The 18,084-nt window shown below is 42.8% G+C and carries 17 protein-coding genes; 14 read left to right on the forward strand and 3 right to left on the reverse strand.

The features are described from left to right. The first annotated feature begins 700 nt into the window (after window positions 1–700). The 12 genes from ACJJIW_RS01580 to ACJJIW_RS01635 all read left to right on the forward strand — a co-directional run bounded on the left by ACJJIW_RS01580 (window position 701) and on the right by ACJJIW_RS01635 (window position 11,993). The gene (locus ACJJIW_RS01580; protein ID WP_444936544.1) at window positions 701–1,174 is read left to right on the forward strand and encodes a hypothetical protein; all 474 of its coding nucleotides are present in this window, start codon (window positions 701–703) and stop codon (window positions 1,172–1,174) included. 333 nt (window positions 1,175–1,507) lie between these two features. Continuing rightward, on the forward strand, window positions 1,508–2,278 hold the full coding sequence (locus tag ACJJIW_RS01585) for a DUF2310 family Zn-ribbon-containing protein (RefSeq protein WP_444936545.1): 771 nt from the start codon (window positions 1,508–1,510) through the stop codon (window positions 2,276–2,278). Window positions 2,279–3,048: 770 nt separating this feature from the next. Next, window positions 3,049–3,462 carry a hypothetical protein gene (locus tag ACJJIW_RS01590; RefSeq protein ID WP_444936546.1) on the forward strand — a complete coding sequence of 138 codons (414 nt, stop codon included), beginning with the start codon at window positions 3,049–3,051 and terminating at the stop codon, window positions 3,460–3,462. Between the two features lie 485 nt (window positions 3,463–3,947). Next, window positions 3,948–4,805 (forward strand): toll/interleukin-1 receptor domain-containing protein, encoded by an 858-nt coding sequence (locus tag ACJJIW_RS01595; protein ID WP_444936547.1) that lies wholly within the window; start codon window positions 3,948–3,950, stop codon window positions 4,803–4,805. Between the two features lie 168 nt (window positions 4,806–4,973). Beyond that, the gene (locus ACJJIW_RS01600) at window positions 4,974–5,738 is read left to right on the forward strand and encodes a DUF2185 domain-containing protein (protein ID WP_444936548.1); all 765 of its coding nucleotides are present in this window, start codon (window positions 4,974–4,976) and stop codon (window positions 5,736–5,738) included. Window positions 5,739–6,243: 505 nt separating this feature from the next. Then, on the forward strand, window positions 6,244–6,522 hold the full coding sequence (locus ACJJIW_RS01605) for a hypothetical protein (protein WP_444936549.1): 279 nt from the start codon (window positions 6,244–6,246) through the stop codon (window positions 6,520–6,522). An 82-nt stretch (window positions 6,523–6,604) separates the two neighbouring features. Beyond that, a complete protein-coding gene (locus tag ACJJIW_RS01610; RefSeq protein WP_444936550.1) occupies window positions 6,605–6,880 on the forward strand; it encodes a hypothetical protein in 276 nt (91 codons plus the stop codon). 211 nt (window positions 6,881–7,091) lie between these two features. Further along, window positions 7,092–7,607: a hypothetical protein gene (locus tag ACJJIW_RS01615; RefSeq protein ID WP_444936551.1), complete on the forward strand. Its 516-nt coding sequence runs from the start codon at window positions 7,092–7,094 to the stop codon at window positions 7,605–7,607. A gap of 820 nt (window positions 7,608–8,427) precedes the next feature. After that, on the forward strand, window positions 8,428–9,693 hold the full coding sequence (locus tag ACJJIW_RS01620) for an amidohydrolase family protein (RefSeq protein ID WP_444936552.1): 1,266 nt from the start codon (window positions 8,428–8,430) through the stop codon (window positions 9,691–9,693). Window positions 9,694–10,243: 550 nt separating this feature from the next. Next, window positions 10,244–10,831: a hypothetical protein gene (locus ACJJIW_RS01625; protein ID WP_444936553.1), complete on the forward strand. Its 588-nt coding sequence runs from the start codon at window positions 10,244–10,246 to the stop codon at window positions 10,829–10,831. Window positions 10,832–11,131: 300 nt separating this feature from the next. Continuing rightward, on the forward strand, window positions 11,132–11,566 hold the full coding sequence (locus tag ACJJIW_RS01630; RefSeq protein ID WP_282934015.1) for a hypothetical protein: 435 nt from the start codon (window positions 11,132–11,134) through the stop codon (window positions 11,564–11,566). 82 nt (window positions 11,567–11,648) lie between these two features. Beyond that, window positions 11,649–11,993, forward strand: coding sequence for a hypothetical protein (locus ACJJIW_RS01635; RefSeq protein WP_444936554.1), 345 nt, complete (start codon window positions 11,649–11,651; stop codon window positions 11,991–11,993). 333 nt (window positions 11,994–12,326) lie between these two features. Here the strand turns inward: ACJJIW_RS01635 and ACJJIW_RS01640 are convergent, their stop codons facing one another. Beyond that, entirely contained in the window at window positions 12,327–12,584 is a 258-nt protein-coding gene (locus ACJJIW_RS01640) for an SDR family oxidoreductase (RefSeq protein WP_444936555.1), read from the reverse strand. Window positions 12,585–13,052: 468 nt separating this feature from the next. On the opposite strand from ACJJIW_RS01640, the gene ACJJIW_RS01645 reads away from it, so the two are divergent. Further along, window positions 13,053–13,583: a DUF2569 domain-containing protein gene (locus ACJJIW_RS01645; protein WP_444936556.1), complete on the forward strand. Its 531-nt coding sequence runs from the start codon at window positions 13,053–13,055 to the stop codon at window positions 13,581–13,583. Window positions 13,584–13,778: 195 nt separating this feature from the next. Here ACJJIW_RS01645 and ACJJIW_RS01650 read toward each other — a convergent pair whose 3' ends face one another. Both ACJJIW_RS01650 and ACJJIW_RS01655 read right to left on the reverse strand, forming a co-directional pair. Then, window positions 13,779–15,188: a YdgA family protein gene (locus tag ACJJIW_RS01650; RefSeq protein ID WP_444936557.1), complete on the reverse strand. Its 1,410-nt coding sequence runs from the start codon at window positions 15,186–15,188 to the stop codon at window positions 13,779–13,781. 1,071 nt (window positions 15,189–16,259) lie between these two features. Further along, window positions 16,260–16,691, reverse strand: coding sequence for a DoxX family protein (locus ACJJIW_RS01655; RefSeq protein ID WP_282934020.1), 432 nt, complete (start codon window positions 16,689–16,691; stop codon window positions 16,260–16,262). Between the two features lie 112 nt (window positions 16,692–16,803). On the opposite strand from ACJJIW_RS01655, the gene ACJJIW_RS01660 reads away from it, so the two are divergent. Further along, entirely contained in the window at window positions 16,804–17,673 is an 870-nt protein-coding gene (locus tag ACJJIW_RS01660) for a LysR family transcriptional regulator (protein WP_444936558.1), read from the forward strand. Window positions 17,674–18,084: the final 411 nt, after the last annotated feature.

Genomic DNA, 18,084 nt, shown 5'->3' on the forward strand with positions numbered 1-18,084 from the left:
ATGATACTCCGGGCTACAAAGAGAAAGAGTTAGGGAGTGGTCGCTACGATATTGAAGTGTGGGGATACGAAAATACTAAAGAAGAGTTGTATGTATATTATCTGCATAGGCGATCCCAAGAGCTCTGTAAATCTGGGTATACATATATACCCAGCGAAGTTGTAGAGATGGTTATGGTTTCTAGTGGCAGGCAACCCAAAGTGAATTCAGGTAGGTTGTGGAGTATACAATGTGTAAACCCATAGCAGCCACATGAATCGGGTAGCTGGTAGCTTCTGGCCCCCACACCACTCACCATGCGAGTCTGCAATGGGCAGATCCCAATCCGTAACGAATATCTACCCAGCGATCACATAACGATATCAACTAAGTACACTGAAGGTTAACTACAGTAGGTTAAACAGATCTCTCCAAATAGGAGCGTGAACTTTCACTACACAACTGCACCATTGACTCTATACACTAGATCACTCGGCTGGGTGTCCTCGGCGGCCTCTCCCCACAAGACCTTGCGGTCTTGCAGTTGCCATTCGCCAGCAGTTAGCATTTAATGGAATCCATTAAACGGTGATCCCTCCTACAGGGCACTTTCACCCCACTAGTCCACGCCCATACTGGGGGTACCAAGGTCTGGCTGTTGAACTGATTTTCCACGGCGTCCCAAACCAGCCGCTACTGTAAGCGTTATCGAGTGAGAAGCATGAAGATAGTTATCGGTATTGCATTGGCACTTTTTCTTACTCGTTATGCAAATGCATGCTCATTTGCACCGGGTTACCAAGATTTTTTAATGGCTCCATCAATTTATAGAAAGGATTTGAAACCTGAGCCCCCCAAAATTTCTGTGAAGGAAATTCGCCGAGGGGAAAAAGGTGATTCGGGAATGTGTGCCGACGCCGGTATTCTTGTTCTAAAAATTGATAATTTTAAGTTGAATACAGGCTACTCGTTCACTGTCGATAGCGGCGTAGTAGAGGATAGGATCTTCCCTGAAAAGTACATCGCACCTGTTCCAGGCTCTAGAGAGCTAAAGTTCGTTTGGTTGGATAGGGCGTCCTATTTCCAAGAGCCCATCCAGCTAAAGGTAAAGGTTGTAGCAATTTCTTTGGGAGGCACTGAAAGCCAGCCTAGCTATGTCAATATCAAGGACCCGGGTAGACCCAGGTTTCGCTAAACCAGATAGCCGACAGTTTCTAGCTACCCGCCCCACACCACCCATCGTGCGGGTCCACAATGGACGGTTTTCTATGCGTAATGAATCTCTGTTTTGCTTGCGGCTTCCTCCCCACAAGACCTCACGGTGTTGCAGTTGCCATTCGCTAGTAGTTAGCATTTAATGGAACTCATTAAATGGTGATCCTCCTACAGGGGACTTTCACCCCATTAGTTCACACCCATGCTGGGTGTACCAAGTTTCTAAAGTTCGTTTCAGGCGCAAAGATTGCACCCTCCACCGGACAGCCTACTCTACGTTTCGGCTGCCGTTTAGCAAGGTATTAGATTTTAGATGTACACAATATCTCTAAATTTTAAAGTTACGGATACATTTGAAACTGAAAGCCAAATGGATATCGTTAATTCATTGTTGGGTGCGTGGCGTATGAACGGCCAAATCCTCGGAGACCAGTTTCCAACTGCTAAAACTGAGTTAGGGTATCTTGTGTACGTTAATACCCCTGAATGTGACTCAATTTCAGCAGAAAACCAAAATAAGTATGTGAAAAAATATACTGATGCGCTTACTGATGTAGGTCTATCTAAACCGGAAGTTGTTATCGTCGGAAAGGAACCTGAATGCAAGGATGCATGCACCTGTTTAAGTACGGATTTTTATATTCTATACACCACCTATGTAACCCTGGAAACACCGTTGAGGTGTGGCCATTGTTTCAGTCCTGTGCCTTTATACCAAATACCTAAAACATATGATGATGAATACTACAATATTATACGTTGGCAGTCTGACTATCAGTCTTGTGATAGCCTACAGATGAACTGTACTGTCGGAGAGCGATTCGCTAGTAACCAAATGGGTAGGCTAGAATCTCCCTTATCCCGTATGGGGCTAGAGGTAAGCGAATCAATATCAAGCAAAACTGGCAAACCAGTCTATTACTACTTATATAAGGGCGCTGGCAAGAGCTACAAAATCGAAGCCTCCCGAAAATGCCCAAAGTGTAATGGTGCATGGGCCCAAAGCGAACCACTCCATGAGATCTTTGACTTTATGTGTGGTGAATGTAAATTACTTTCAAATATTGCATGGAATGTGCAGTAGAACCTAAATCGAGTAGCCGGCAGTTCCTAGCTACCGGCCTCCACGCCACCCATCATGCGGATCCGCAATGGGCGGTTCCCTATCCGCAATGAATCTCTACCCAACGATAATGTGGAGCACATTCTTCATCTGAGTTGAGTGCCATGGCAGTGCGCTACCTCAACTTTATCGGACTGGAACACATCGGTAAGCTAGCCCTGTCTTTTAACTCGTAGATTTAGGTTCAGGCCTTCACCGTGTCCAAGGTATTAACCTTGGCACTTGGCTATTATGCCGTTGACTAACTTCTGCTTAATAAACATGGTCATTACTGACCGAGGCGTTGCAATGTCCCACCACTTTTATCTATCCCCGCAATAGTGGTTAGCAGGTTGGGCCTACTTGTGAGTCAACGGCCACGCTGACAGCTTCAAGCTAAACAGATCTCCCCAGATAAGAACGTGAACTTTCACGACACAGCTGTATCACTGACTCTACCCATTAGATCACACGGCTTCGCTGTCCTTGGCTACCTCGCCTCCAGGCTAAGCCGTATAGGATGTTTCTATTCGTCAGCTCGTAGTTTTGCTAGCGGCTTCCTCCCTACAAGACCTCACAGTATTGCAGTTGCCATTCGCCAGTAGTTAGCATTTAATGGAATCCATTAAATGGTGATCTTCCTACAGGGGACTTTCACCCCATAAGTCCACGCCCATGCTGGGCGTACCAAGGCGCTGTCACTCGCTGAAGCTACGCACCGCTGGACTGCAAAACTTGGCCTTAGCTTCTCTATGAACAAAGTATTGTTATTGCCCATTCTTCTAGCGCTGGGAGTTGAAACGAATGCCAATGAGGATATGCGGTGCTCTAATGTCGAATCAGAGCAGAAAATGGAAGCTCTGGTTCACCTGAAGGCTCAGGTTATAACTTATAAAGAAAAACACGGATTTTTTCCGGATAGTATAGAATCAGGGTCTCCCATATTCAGTAAAAATTTATCGCCAGTACTTAGAGATACAAATATTTGGATTGCAGATAAAGACAAAATGCTCCAAGCAGAAGCGGAATTGGTTTCTAGTTGTTATTTGGAGAAAAAAGACTGTCAGACATATAAATCGCACTTTTGTTATCTTTCATTGGAATCGAAAAATGGATCATGCCAAGTTAAAGTACATCAACTTTTTGCTCTAAATTGTGGCAAATAAGCTAAATAGGGTATCCGGCGGTTTCTAGCTACCTCCCCCCATACAACTCATCATGTGGGTCTGCACAATGGGCAAATAATGAATATCTACCCAGCGATCACGTAACGATATCAACCGAGCACGCTGAAGGTTCACTACAGTAGGTTAAACAAACCTCCCCCAGATAAGAACGTGAACTTTCGCTACACAACTACATCATTGACTCTACCCATTAGATCACCCAGCTCCGGTGTCCTTGACCACATCGCCTCCAGGCAAGGCCTTATAGGATGTTTTTGTACTTCAGTTCATAGCTTTATTAGCCGTTTCATCCCCACAAGATTTCTCGATGTTGCAGTTGCCATTCGCTAGTAGTTAGCATTTAATGGAATCCATAAGTTCACGCCCATGCTGGGCGTACCAAGTAAAGGCACCTGGCGTCAAAACCTCCGTTCCGGCTTTACCATAGGTGCTTTAAGCGTTAGCCATTGTATGGATTCTCCGATATGGAATTCAGTATTGGGATTTTAATATTTGTACCTATTATAATCATGGTGCTTTCGGCGCTCAAGATTAAAAATCAGGCAATTTCGAAATCAAAATTACAAGATGATGGCTTTAAATACATATTTCATGGAAATGGTGATGCTTTCATCGCCTTCAATATAAGGGGTGGCCTAATTCGATTCGGTAAGTTAGCAGCTTACACATTTGTTGAAAGACCGGTTTCATTTATAAGAAATTATGAGTGGAAATGGGTAGAAAGAGATACGCAAAAAAGTTCCAATAGGTTTCTATTCTACATTTCTGATGTGAATTATTATATGCATGAAGTTTACTATTACTCAGAATCACGACAGGCAGAAGTAGAGTGGGCAAAATTGCAAGCAGTTCTTAATGAGTGCGTTTCTTCTCAATATATACAGGTAGAGCAAATGCCAAGGGATAAAGAGTATGATTTTTTCATTTCTCACGCTAGTGAAGACAAGGATGATATTGTTCGCCCTCTAGTTAAAGCTTTAACTAGTCGAGGCTTACATGTCTGGTATGATGAATTGTCATTAGAAATTGGTGATAGTCTTCGCCGTAAAATTGATTATGGGCTAAGTCAATCAAAGTTTGGTATTGTTGTATTATCTAGTGGATTTTTCTCAAAAGAGTGGCCTCAATATGAGCTTGATGCGCTCGTTAATAAATCTATCTCTGGAGAGAAAGTTATCCTACCTATATGGCACGGTGTAGATCATGTTAAGGTTTCAAAATATAGCCATAATCTGGCAGATAAAGTCGCTTTTTCAACATCATCTCTAGACATATCAAAAATGGCTGATGAGTTTTTAAAGCTTGTTCAGAGAAATAGCTAACCAAATGTTACAGGACGTTCCGACCTCCGCCGAACCTGCACAAGCTTCCTTTGAATGAACCGCTGAATCTGGCATTATGCACTTAAACCATTATCGTTAAACTAATAAAGGATAAGCTTAATAATCGCGCTTTTATCCTTTCATTATTCGTACGGAAGTGAAATTCATATGGAAAAGAGTTACAAATTAAAGCCTGACCAAATAGAACGACTGGTTCCAGACATTGGATTCGCTTTTGTTACAGATATGATAACCGTAGAAGGAAAGAATGTTGATTATATGGTGAGACAGCAGCCTGATCGTGAAGATGATAGTGGCTGGATATTCTATGGTGGCGGCGAAACACAAGAGTATATGGATGATTCTAATAACACTTCTCTTTTAAGTATTAATACAGTCGCAAATTATGACCCAGAAATTATCGAATTTCTTACCTATCCTCCCGGAACCGAGATAGAACGAAATAAAGACGGACGATTACAAGTCGTAACATCCGCAGTTAATGAGCCGGAGGTGGTCTTTCTTCCTCCTGTCGATAGAGGCCCTATTAAGATTTCAAAAAACTGGAGCTTTAATATTTCAGGCCGTATGCTAAAACGCCTCGACAAGGGAAGCCTCGTAATTTGGCGCCCGGAGTTTACTATCTGGTTAGGCTCTTATGATGCAAATGGTGCTGGAATAGAAGAAAGGATTAGCAACGTAATCAAAACTGCGTCACCAGATAAAACTGACTTTCTAGAAATTCAAAAAGATGGCGTTCACAAGATCAGATATCACTTACAAGAAGTTACAGATGGAAAAGAACAAAACGCTGTATATATTTTCGCCTTAACTGACAATCAAGAAATACACATGGCGATATATTATGACAACCCTAACGATTTGCTAGAAATTGAAGAAATTTGGAAAACACTCAAGTATACAGGCATATAAATCGGGTAGTCGGTAGTTTCTAGCTACCGGCCCCCACACCACCCACCATGTGGGTCCGCAATGGGCGGTTCTCTATCCGCAGTGAATCTCTACCCAACGATACTGTCGAGCAGCTCTTCATTTGAGTTGGGTATCATGGCTGTGAGCTACTTCTGAGTCAGCAGCTACGCCGACAACTTCAAAGCAGCAAGCTAAACAGATCTCTCCAGATAAGAACGTAAGCTTTCACTACACAACTGCATCATTGACTCTGCCCGTTATCGGTATCCTTAGCCACATCGTCTCCAGCCTAAGCCTTATAGGATATTTCTATTTGCCAGCGCGTAGTTTTGCTAGCGGCTTCTTCCCCACAAGACCAGGTGGTGTTGCAGTTGTCATTCGCTAGTAATTATCATTTAATGGGACCCATTGGTCCACGCCCATCAGGGCGTACCAAGCGTAGGCACACCGACGAAACTAGCGCTGCGCTTCAATTTTGCTCTTGCTACGAGCGTGAAGGGTACGCATGGATATTACGATTGATGGGCCAACTTTCTACGACCAAGAGGATGAAAATATTTTCTTTTCCTGTATCTATCAGCTTCCTGATTACAAACAGATGCGAGGTCATGGAATGGAGCTAACTATCAGCTTTAACCACTCACCTTCAGATGAGGCCATAATTAAGTTATTGGTAATCTGTAGGCGCTGGCATATTAATGCAAATATACTTGAGCGCTTTAAACGTAAAACAAATTTAGAGTGCTACCTGTGGCAAAATGAAATCCCACAATCAAGCACCTAACAAATAAAAGCTGTACGCCCTACGGGCTGGACGTGCTAACGCGCACCGCTGCTTTGGGCATTATGTGTAGTGGCGAGAAAAAATGAAAACCTTTGCATTAGGCTTGATTATCATTGGTAGTGTCATTGGTCTGTTGAACTGGGTATCAGGGCTCAATGCTTTAATAAAGGAAGGTAGTAAATCATTTTTCCCATATATAGGCGGTATAATTTGTTTGGGTGGGGTATATTTACATCCAACATTGAACTTGTCATATTATTGGTGGGTTGCTTTAATCGTAGACTTTACATTGCTTCCATTAATATTAGTGTTAGCTTGTCAAACTGCTAGAAATATAGGAAGACATGAAAACACATAAACCGGGTAACTGGTAGTTCTTAGCTACCGGCCCCCACACCACCCATCGTGCGGGTCCGCAATGGGAGGCTCCCAGGTAATCCTCCTACATGGGACTATCACCCCATTAGTTCACGTTCATTCTGGGCTTACCAAGCGTCGGCAATACGCCGCTGGACACGCAACAAGTTACTCACCAATGTAGCGGATATTATGTATCTTAGGAGAAATAAATGCTAAAGAAATTTTTATCAGGAGTTATTTTCGGTTCAGGTTTTGCTGTAGCAGCTTTATCTTTATATACAGCTTGGATGTTTTACGTAATACCACCATTAGTTATTCAAGACTTCGATCCCGAGATGACTATTACAGAAGCTTCCTCCATAGAAAACAATAAATATCCTAATACTCTGAATTTCCATGAATTATCTGTGGATGAGATGATCGAAAAGGCTACTGTAATCCTTACTGTGAGATATGAGCCTGGTGAAGATGGTAATTATAAAAGTGTGGTTGAAGATATCTTGAAACAAGAAGATGGAGTTGACTTATATTATGGAGTCGGTGAAGTGTATGAAGAAAATACTCATCACAAAATGTCAGATGATTTTACTCCAAAGAAAGCGGTTGTATTCATGCAAGGAAATCCTGCAAGTATGAGATATTCAACCACATATAGTGGGGAAAGAATCAGGGGGCTGGGTGGTATTTCTTTAGATTTACTTAAAGAAAAATGTAGTAAAACCTAAATCGGGTAGCCGGTAGTTTCTAGCTACCGGCCTCCACACCACCCATCGAGTGGACCCGCAATGGGCTGTTTCCTATCCGTAATGAATCTCTACCCAACGATAGGATCAAGTAGCTCTTCATTTGAGCTGAGTGACATAGCAAAGAACCACCTTAACTTTATTCGCCTGGAAATATATCAGTAGGCTACCCAGTCTTTTAACTCATGAATTAAGGTTCAGGCCTCCACCGTGTACAAATTATTAACCTTGGTATTTGGCTACTATGCCATCGGTTGACTTATGTTTAATTACCTTGGCCATTACTGACCGAGGCGCTGCCGTGTCCCACCATTTTTGTCTGCCCCACGATGGTGGCTAGCGGATTGCGCCTACTTAGGACTCAGCCACTACACCGACAGCTTCATAGCAGCAAGTTAAACAGATCTCTCCAGATCGGAGAGCGAACGTTCACTACACAACCACATCATTTCCTCTACCCATTAGATCACTTGACTTCGGTGCCGCTAGCCGCCTCACCTACCAACTAATCTTTATAGGATGTTTCTGCTCACCAGCTCGTAGTTTTACCAGCGACTTCCTCCCCACAAAACCTCACGGTGTTGCAGTTGCCATTCGCTAGCAGTTAGCATTTAATGGAATCCACTAAATGGTGATCTAGCTATATGGGACTTTCACCCCAATTAGTCCACGCTCATGCTGGACGTACCAAGTGGCTGCACGGGACAAATTTTAGCTGTCACTTTATGTGCAAAATTACGCACAAACCGCCATCAAAATTTGCTCGGTGAACTGGGCGTTATAATTATAAAGGAGATTCTAATTGATAAAATTCCTAAAATATTTTGCCAGCTTTGGTATCCTTGGTGGGATCGCATTTATAGTCGCCTACAACCATAATCTATATGTTTGGGAGCAACCAAGTAGAAGCATGTGGATTAGCAATGGTAGCTTATTTGATGGTACTGGTACGTTGCCCATTGAGAACCCTGGAATCCTTGTAGAGGATGGTAAAGTTTCCTGCCTGGGAAGTACTTGTGAAGTACCAATAGATGCTATTCAAATTGATGCAGCAGGTAAATCAATTGTACCTGGTCTCATAGAGCTTCACGGCCATTTTTTCAGTGGTAAAGCTGATTCTAGCGAGAGTAGCTTACCTGCAATGATTTGGAATTCGATCCGATTGCAACCAGATGTTAGACGGAAATTGATCGAATCAGGTATTACAAGTTATCGTTCCGTCGGCGATCCCAGCTCGGGAATTTATAAGCTAAAAAGATCACTTGACGACCAGGAGGTCGCTGGACCACATATGTTTATTGCGGGTCCTATATTTACTGCCCCTGGTGGACATCCAGTTCAAAGAATACCAAATCGTATGATCGAGCAAATGGTCGTGCAATCCGATGATCCAAAATATGTAAAAGAGAAAATCGCTTCTCTGGCGGAACAAGGCATTGACGGTATTAAGGCCGTCTATCAGGGCCATACAAATGAACAGGGCGAAATCACGTTACCACGCATCTCAAAGGAAACCTTGCAGACTATTACGACGGAAGCCCGCAAGCATGGGCTTTGGGTTGCGGTACACACAGGCTCTCCACAAGAAACTAATGCAGCTATTGAAGCTGGCATAACTACCATTGAACATGGTGTGCGACATGGCAATCTCATTAGCCCAGAATCAATGCAATTAATTGTCGAGCACAATATAGTTTATGTACCAACTTTAGGTCGAGAACCCAAGGGACACCTGAATATACCGGCCTTACACGAGGCTGGTGTTCAATTTGGTGTTGGCACTGATACACAAGGTAAAATGATTGTTGGTGACAGCTACCACAATGAATTGTCACGCATGGTTGAAGCTGGACTACCTGATGCGCAAGCGCTTATAGCTGCCACTAGAAATGGTGCCGAAGCTTTAGGGTTAATTGATCAAATGGGGACCATTGAAGTTGGTAAATCTGCTGACCTACTACTTATCGATGGTCAGCCCTGGAGTGATATTCGTGACCTTAAAAATATCAAGATGGTCGTTTTATCAGGACGAATTGCGTTGGATAAACGTGAACTGACATCTATGTAAATACTCTGTTTCGCCTTTAACGATCTATAAATCGGGTAGCCGGTAGTTACTATCTACCGGTCCCCACACCACCCATCGTGCGAGTCCGCAATGTGCGGCTCGCTATCGGTAATGAACATCTACCCAGCGATCACGCAACGATATCAATCGAGCACACTGAAGGTTAACTACAGCAGGTTAAGCAGATCTCCACAGTTAAGGACGTGAACGGTTTATACACAACTATATCATTTACTCTATCCGTTAGATCATATGGCTTAGGTGTCCTTAGCCACCTCACCTCCAGGCTAAGCCTTATAGGATGTTTCTATTCGTCAGTTCGTAGTTTTGCTATCGGCTTCCTCCCCACAAGACCTCTCAGTATTGCAGTTGCCATTCGCTGTTAGTTAGCATTTAATGGATTCCATTAAATGGTGATCTTCCTACAGGGGACTTTCACTCCATTAATTCACGCCCATGCTGGGCGTACCAAGTCAATCAATGCTACCCCTTCGGGGCTGGACCTCCAAACTAAGTGCTCCGGCCCATTATTGAGACGATAAGTGAAATAATGAAATACATTCCATTACTCTTACTATTGTTGTGGGCTATATCAGAAAATGTTTTTGGGTGTATGAAAGTTTCTCCCTTCATGCTGAAGGAGTATGAGGGTATGTCAGTCTATGAATCGAATTTGGCGTCGAGTGATATTGCTTTTCGAGGGTACTTAATACAAGCAGAAACTACAGCACGATCAGCTCAAGATGAGGGCGGTGTAAGAATCTATAAGTATCTCATAATTGAGCCATTTAAAGGGAATATTAAAAAAAATGAGATTGTGGAGGTATCACAAAATCGTACTTATTGTAGTTTTAACTATAATATCGACAAAGAACATTTAGTTTATCTTACAAAAGATAAAAACGGATTATATCAATTTGGCATGGCTCACTCTGGCCCACTGTATGATCAAACTCTTGATATGGAAAAGAAGGAAGATGTAGAGCTTTATCAAGAGATCGTAGAAGCCGGTTTAGGATCTGATTATGTGGTCCGATCATATTTTCCTGACGGGACGCCAAAAATTTACACGTATAGTATTGAAAAAAAGCTGGACAAAATTCGTGCCGCCTCATCATTTAAATCGGGTAGCCGGTAGTTTCTAGCTGCCGGCCCCCACACCACCCATCCTACAGGTCCACAAGGGATGGCTACCCATCCGTAATGAAGCTCTGTTTTGCTTGCGGCTTCGTCCCACAAACCTCACGATGTTGCAGTTGCCATTCTCTGGTAGTTGGCATTTAATGGAGTCATTAAGTGGTGATCTTCCTACAGGGGACTTTCACCCCATTAGCTCACGCCCACGCTGGGCGTACCATGCGCAGACTGGCGGACCAGTTATCCAATCGTTCCTCACTACAAACTGCCCACAGCTATGGGCGTTATACTAGGTAGGGTCTTGAAGAAATCTTACAGTTACAGCCCTGCAAATGGGAAAGGACAACCCGATGGAGAATACTCTATAGTGGTTTCCGATGGTACACGTAAATTAGTGTTACCGGGAGATGAGCTGCGCCATGAATATTCATGTGGTGATCTTACTCTGCTGATTTCTAGTTATGATTATTACGATGGTGTAAGTTATTGGTATAGCCTACTTGGTAAAAATGGCAGCATCATAGATCGCGTTTCAACACCAGATAGATTCGGATTTATTGAAGATCTCACAGTCGAAGGTGAAGACCTCTTGGAGTTCGGCATCTTTGATAGTAATGAGCGTTGGCGGCTACGTATTTGCGAACTTGGCTTCAGGTCTTTCTCTTGGGAGGCCATTTTTCAGAGAGAGCCTAAATTTTGGTTTCGTCGGCATTACCTAAAACTAGAAAAGGTATAACAAGGCATTTCACACGTTCCAGCAGTCAAAGCTGTGCTTTGCCTGTCGGGTAAAAATGGCATTCGGCGTTCAAGGAAGAGCAGTGAAGGTAGCTATCATATTAGTACTAGCAATAATTGGTAATCCTGCTTGGGGTAATAGCCTCAATACTGTCGAAAAAATACAGAAGAGTATTTCTGCAAATCTTTCGCAAGGCGACAGTCAGCAAGTAATTGAAGAATACTTAACTTCAACCAACATTGCACACTCTTATGACAAGCATTCTTTTAGGTATCAAGCCATCGTACGAGAAAATGAGGCTGACTGTAAATTTGAATCTATATTTCTTTGGCTACTCTATGACTGCACCATTCAAATATATATCAACTTAAACGAGCAAGGAGGCTACAAAGACCATGAGGTTTACCAAAGTTATTCTGGCTTGTAGCATCGCAATGCTTAACAAGTAACTATTGTTGCCGGTCAAATTTTCAAACTATACTTCCATCCCATATATCCATGGCATTGGCTCAGATTCCGTCCGGGCATTTGTCACAAGTTTCACGGAGAAATTTCTATAATCTCTTAAGATTATTTGTCAGGTTGCTCTTACGCTGCCCGCGGCTCCCTTTATACAACACTCCCGAGCGTGCTATAACCAGGCACACCGTGAACGGCCGGAAAGCAGGCCAGGGCCTCGCTAACGCTCGCCCCGTGTGCGCGTCATTATGCATTACAGTTGACTGAAGCTTATACTCTCCCCTGAGGTAAAGCACACTTACTAACGAACCGCCCGATTCATACCCCCATCAGACAAGATACTTTGCCCATTGATGTATCGGGCTCCATGAGAGGCGAGAAAAACACAGGTCTGCCCGATTTCTTTGAACGTCGCAGTTCGCTGTGCAGGTATGGACCTGCGGGCAAACTCCAACAGGTTTACATTTTCACAGAAGCCCGGCATTAGATTATTCATGCGAATATTGAATCTTGCATAGCGATCACCATAGAACGGAGCCTTAAGTGTTAAGCGAATCATATCAATATGCTAAAAGAATATTTTAACCTTAGATTATTAGGGGCTTTTCTATTAATTTCAGTATTTTTGTCCATGCATGTAGGCTATTACGATACTGTATTATTTATTCCACTTATAATTAGCATCCCCTTTCTTGGATACAAAACGGAATCAAACGATAGAGCTGAAGTGTGGCCGCACAAGTTGTTATATTTTATATACGCTAGTTTGGGCATACTCCTAGGACGGCATGTTGATCCCCATGCTTTATTATTCATTAAGTCGATATTTGACAATATTATTATTGTTTCATTGCTATGTTTAGGTGTATTCTTAATTTATTATGGTAACACGATTAAAAAATTATCAGAGAAAAGTGAAGCATAAAAAACAGAATAAGTATAAGCAGGTTACTACGAGCTTTTGGCTCATCTCGGGAAGACCCACACTCCACACCAACCTCCCTGTTGTAGTCATTAAGGAGATATCATGAGTAGCAAGGAAGACCCTAAAGGGCTATCCGGTTGGCTTATATTAGTCGGAATTGGTGTCGTACTAGGCCCACTCAGGCTATTTACAACTACCTTCCCTATATTTCAACCAATATTCGTTGATGGTACATGGGAAGCTTTAACAACCGTGGGCTCAGAAGCCTACAATCCACTGTGGGCGCCAATTTTAATTGGTGAGATTGCATACAATGTAGCAATGTTCGTAGCTCTAATATATTTAGCATTTCTATTTTTCAGCAAGCACTATCTTTTTCCATCAATTTATATCTTAATAGTAGTTATTTCATTGATTATTATACCTTTAGACGCATGGCTAATACAGTTTGTCATGCCTAATGAGCCGATTTTTGATCCAGAAATAGCGAACGAATTTTTTAGGGTTCTGATAGGTGGAATCATATGGGTCCCATATATGCTGCTCTCCAAAAGGGTTAAGGCAACCTTTGTTGAGGGAATGCCTAACAAATCAGGCCAGCTGGACGCTAGTGGAACTGGTGCCTCTGCTTGAAACATTAGATGTAAGAGATGATCCAAGGATACTTTCAATCTGAAAGCAAATGCTATCTTAGAGGCATTTTAAGCACTTCTTATTATTTGATGGTTCTGGTGGCGTCTATAAAAGGGGAATAAACAGTCAGTATGAGAGAGGAAAGAATGAAGTGGCTTAAGATAAGCCACTTCTATCACAAACAGCTAATATATGCTAAAGCGGTAGCGGCATAGGTTTTTCATTCACCTTAAGCTCGCTGTCTTTCAGGCTGACATTTGAGATGTAGCCGTCATTGGTAGACACTAACAAACCTTGCTGTTCAAGAGACGCTAATATGGTCGGCACTTGTTGAGCAGCTATTTGCTCCAGTTGCTCTTCACTCATACCTTGAGTTTGAGGGTTATTTTTCAATTGGGCTTTCATCACTTGTACGGCAATAAATTCAATCACAGCTTTATCGCCACTTAACTCTCCGTCAACCAAGGTGTGTGACAGCCAAAAAGCCGGATCTAGTGGTTGCTCCGGTAACGCACTGATGCCAACTAAGCTAGTATGAAGGTTACTATTAAAGCTGCCTTGCGGGAAAGTACCGCGTAAGCTGGTAATGTTCAGTTGAGGCTCGCCAGCCACTAAAGATAGCAAGTTATCGCTCATAAACTCCATTGTCTTAGCGGTTGCTTCTTCCGTAGGTAGTTTATTGAGTGAGACGGCAAAGTCCTGATAAGACTTCAAAAATTCCTGGCTGATATTGGTGACCTCAAGCTCAAGGGCCAGATCTTCACCGTGGAATTCAGCTATATCGACCTTTTTAGTTCCATAGGCAACTTGCATATTTCCCAGCTGATTTTCTGGGTTGAGTTCAGTACTTGCCTTTATATATAGATCAGCAATCTCAATATTTTCGTTTTGCTCTCTATCATTTAACTTGATGGCGCCAAAGTTAATTGCTGTATCAGAATCGTAAAAAGCGCTTTCAAAGATTGCTTCAAGGGAGGAAGCCATGGTCATATCCACAGTCAACCTTTCAACCTTTACGTCCCTTAGCTCGGAAGCAACGGTAAAGCTATCGGCGCTCCCCAGGTAAGTTAGTTGCTCACCCTGATATTGCCCATTACCCTGAAAACCACTAAAAGTTAACTGTGCTTTTTGATCCTCAACATCAGTAGTAAATGGCGTAATTCTATCGTTATAGTAATAACCACCTAAGGCATCCATATTGCCGTGAATCTGGTAAAAAGGAGCTTCCTCAGCCCAAACCAAGTGTTCACGTAATTGATCACCGGCAACTTCTAACGTCCAGCCGAGCCAACCAAAACCAGCATGCTCGCCGAAACGGAAGGGGCCGTGGGAAGCACTAAAATCTATTTCTACAGAAAAAGGTTCAAGTTCAGAGATCTCAGGTAAATCCGAGAAAGCATTGACATCCATGCTGACCAAAAAGGTGGCCTGGGTTGAAAACCAGGATGAATCCATGCTTTTTACTTCAACCGTATATGCCGAATTTTCATTCGCGGTAGCGACTATTTCATCAATAGATGACTCGAGCTGAGTGCCTACTATTTTGGGCCCAACAATACCGGTAAGCACTGCTGCCGGAAGCAATACACTTAATACTTTTTTCATTAAGATAAATCCAAACTACAAATGGGATGGGAAATAAGTTTATTATTGCTATTATTATCTCATACTTACAGTTAGCTGTAAGTCAAAATGTAAAATATTTATTCTTTTCGCTCTAAACTATAAAACGGACGTCCCACAACAACAATATGTAAAGCCGACTCTATGAAACCCACCACATTCACTATCTTGACTGGCGCCCGTGATGGCAAAGAGGGGGACCTCCCTCGCCGACAATGCGAACGCCGTGTTCAACTGTAATTGGCACAAATGCTTATGTTCTGTAAGGGATCGTGTAAATGTAACCGTTGGCGAGTTGAGGTTCAGTTTACTGGGCCACTCGAAGGTTTAACTCCACGCGTATGCGATTGTAATTATTGCCAAGCCAACCCATCACGCATTATTAGTGATCCAAATATGTTAGTAACTTTCATTGGCGATGGAATTTCAACTAGACAAAATGGGGATCAGCTCGCTAATTTCTATCATTGTAAAAGTTGTAATCAACTGTTAGCCGTAGGCTGCGATATAAATAGTCAGCTTCGCGGAGCGGTAAATCTCAACATATTGAACGACACGAATGAAATTGGCAAACCTGTTCAAGTGCAGCCAAGGCTGTTAAGTGCCGAAGAAAAACTAGAACGCTGGGACAAGTTGTGGGGCTCCCTCAGTGGGCTTTAAAGGCATAATGAGATACAACAATGGGTCCCGTTGATCACAGAGGTAGCCAAAATGTCGCCTCAACCAAAGTGATCTTGAAATTTCAGGATATTAACACTAATACCGCCTAACCCAGCTTTATTCGTCCGGGTAAATAACCATAGCGCGTAATAGAAGGTTTACCATCCTTGGTTTTCAATGAGTGGTGTTGGTCAAGCAATTCAACTTGCTCAGCCTGAATCGCCTGCGCCTTCTTTAGCGTTATTCTGAATCAAGTCAGATGAGATCGTTTTCCACAGTAACGCAGCATGATTATCACTCATGGAAAAGCACTCCTCTTGGTTGTTAATTAAACCGGATCAATCAGTGCACCGCATCACAGTCTTTCTATCTCAAACATCAGAAACGTCACATCTAATTAGCTTCTGAAATGTCTCTTTGAGATTGAGAGACATTGTTGAGGTCTCCTCCTAAAGAAAGGTTAAGGCGAGTCAGTTTTGCATTCAGAGTTACCACAATCGCTAAAACGGCCAATAGGACAGTAGCTGGTAAAGCAGTGCTGAGCGCTTGCCCTGCCAATAAGTGCGATCCCGCAGCTCCGGTCAAAGCGATGGAGAAACCTGCATATCCCCACTGTTTAAGTGTTTCAAACTTTGATTGAAGAATTGCAATCGCGCCAATCAAATAGGCGGTTCCTAAGATTTTCAACAAATAAAGCGGGTAGCCTAAATCAACCGTTGCCTGAACAATGGCTTCCTGTCCTGTTAGTTTGGCCATGCCTGATATCATCATCAGCACCGCGAACATAGATGAGGCCACGTAAAAGATGACTACCTGTTTTCTCATGAAGGGAACCCTATTTCGTTAATGACGAGCACAGACTAGGTGTTCTCTTATTGCAGTTATATAGACAAAAAGGCAAACTTATATTGCATGAATGCAACGTCAGGGTAATGTCATGGATTGGAACGATTTGAAGGTCGTTATCGCGCTTGCAGAGAAAGGAACCTTAAAGGCGGCTTCTAGCCAGTTGAATGTTAATTCAACCACTGTTTGGAGGCGGATCCAGCAGCTTGAAAGCGAGCTTTCAACGCAGCTATTTATTGTTAGTCGTCGCGGCTACCAACTGACTGAGGCGGGGCGAACTATTTTGGATAGTGCCAAGCGAATGGAGTCATTGGCCGATGGCATCCTCATTCAAAGTTCTCTGCAACATGAAAAAGTTCAAGGTTTAATTCGTGTTACCGCACCCTCAACAATGGCAACGACCACTTTGCCCCAGTGGGTTAGTGAATTCCGGAGGCCATTCCCCGACGTTGAGTTTGAGATCCTTGAAAGTGAGCAGGCTCTGGATATCGAGCATCGCGATGCGGACATTGCCATTAGGGCAAGTCATACAGCACCGGAAAACCTTATTGCACGTAAAATGAGAGATGTAAACTTAAGCATCTATGCCTCTGAAGTCTTTTTGAAGACTAGAGGGTATAACGCTCCTTTCAAGTTGTCCGAAATTGAACACCTAACAGCTATTGACTACGTGCACTTAGATAACCCTGCAGTGCACTGGTATCAGAAACAAATTAAGAACAACGCCAAATCTATATACTGTAATTCTATAACTACGGCTCTGAACGCGGCTCTCAATGATCAAGGGATAGCTTTGTTACCAACTGATGATTCATACGATCTAGTTGAACTCTATAGACTGGAAACTAAGTACAACTCATCTTTGTGGATTCTGGCTAACAAGGATTTAAGAAACACAGCGCGCATCAAAGCATTTTGGGACTTCTTAATTACTAAAGTAGATAGCTATGAAGGCCAATGATTTGAATATTTCTATATATGAACAATGATGGGCAATAAAAATCTTGTGTATGACAAACTTTTGCAACGCCAAAGGTTCCTCGATCCCTTCTTCACTTGCTTCTTGTCTTGTTTTTCTGCCTCAAAACCAAATCTAACTATGTAGATATGCTTATTGGGTCTCTGACACATCCCTATTTATGTGGCCTAAATGGACCGATAATCAAACAGTATGTGATAATCAGGGCTTTCGATTACCGCTAAATGTGGGCTTCAATTTCCCCATTAACGAATGGTGATTTTTAGTGTCATAATCAAACAAGAACAATCGTACAATCATAGTCAGCAAGGCTACCACCCTTCGGCCCCGCCCGGGGCGGCTTATCTTGTGGGCGTTTTCCGCAGTCGCTTTGCTGCGAGATTAAGACAGGAA

Source organism: Microbulbifer maximicatervae (SeqCode), assembly GCF_052467815.1.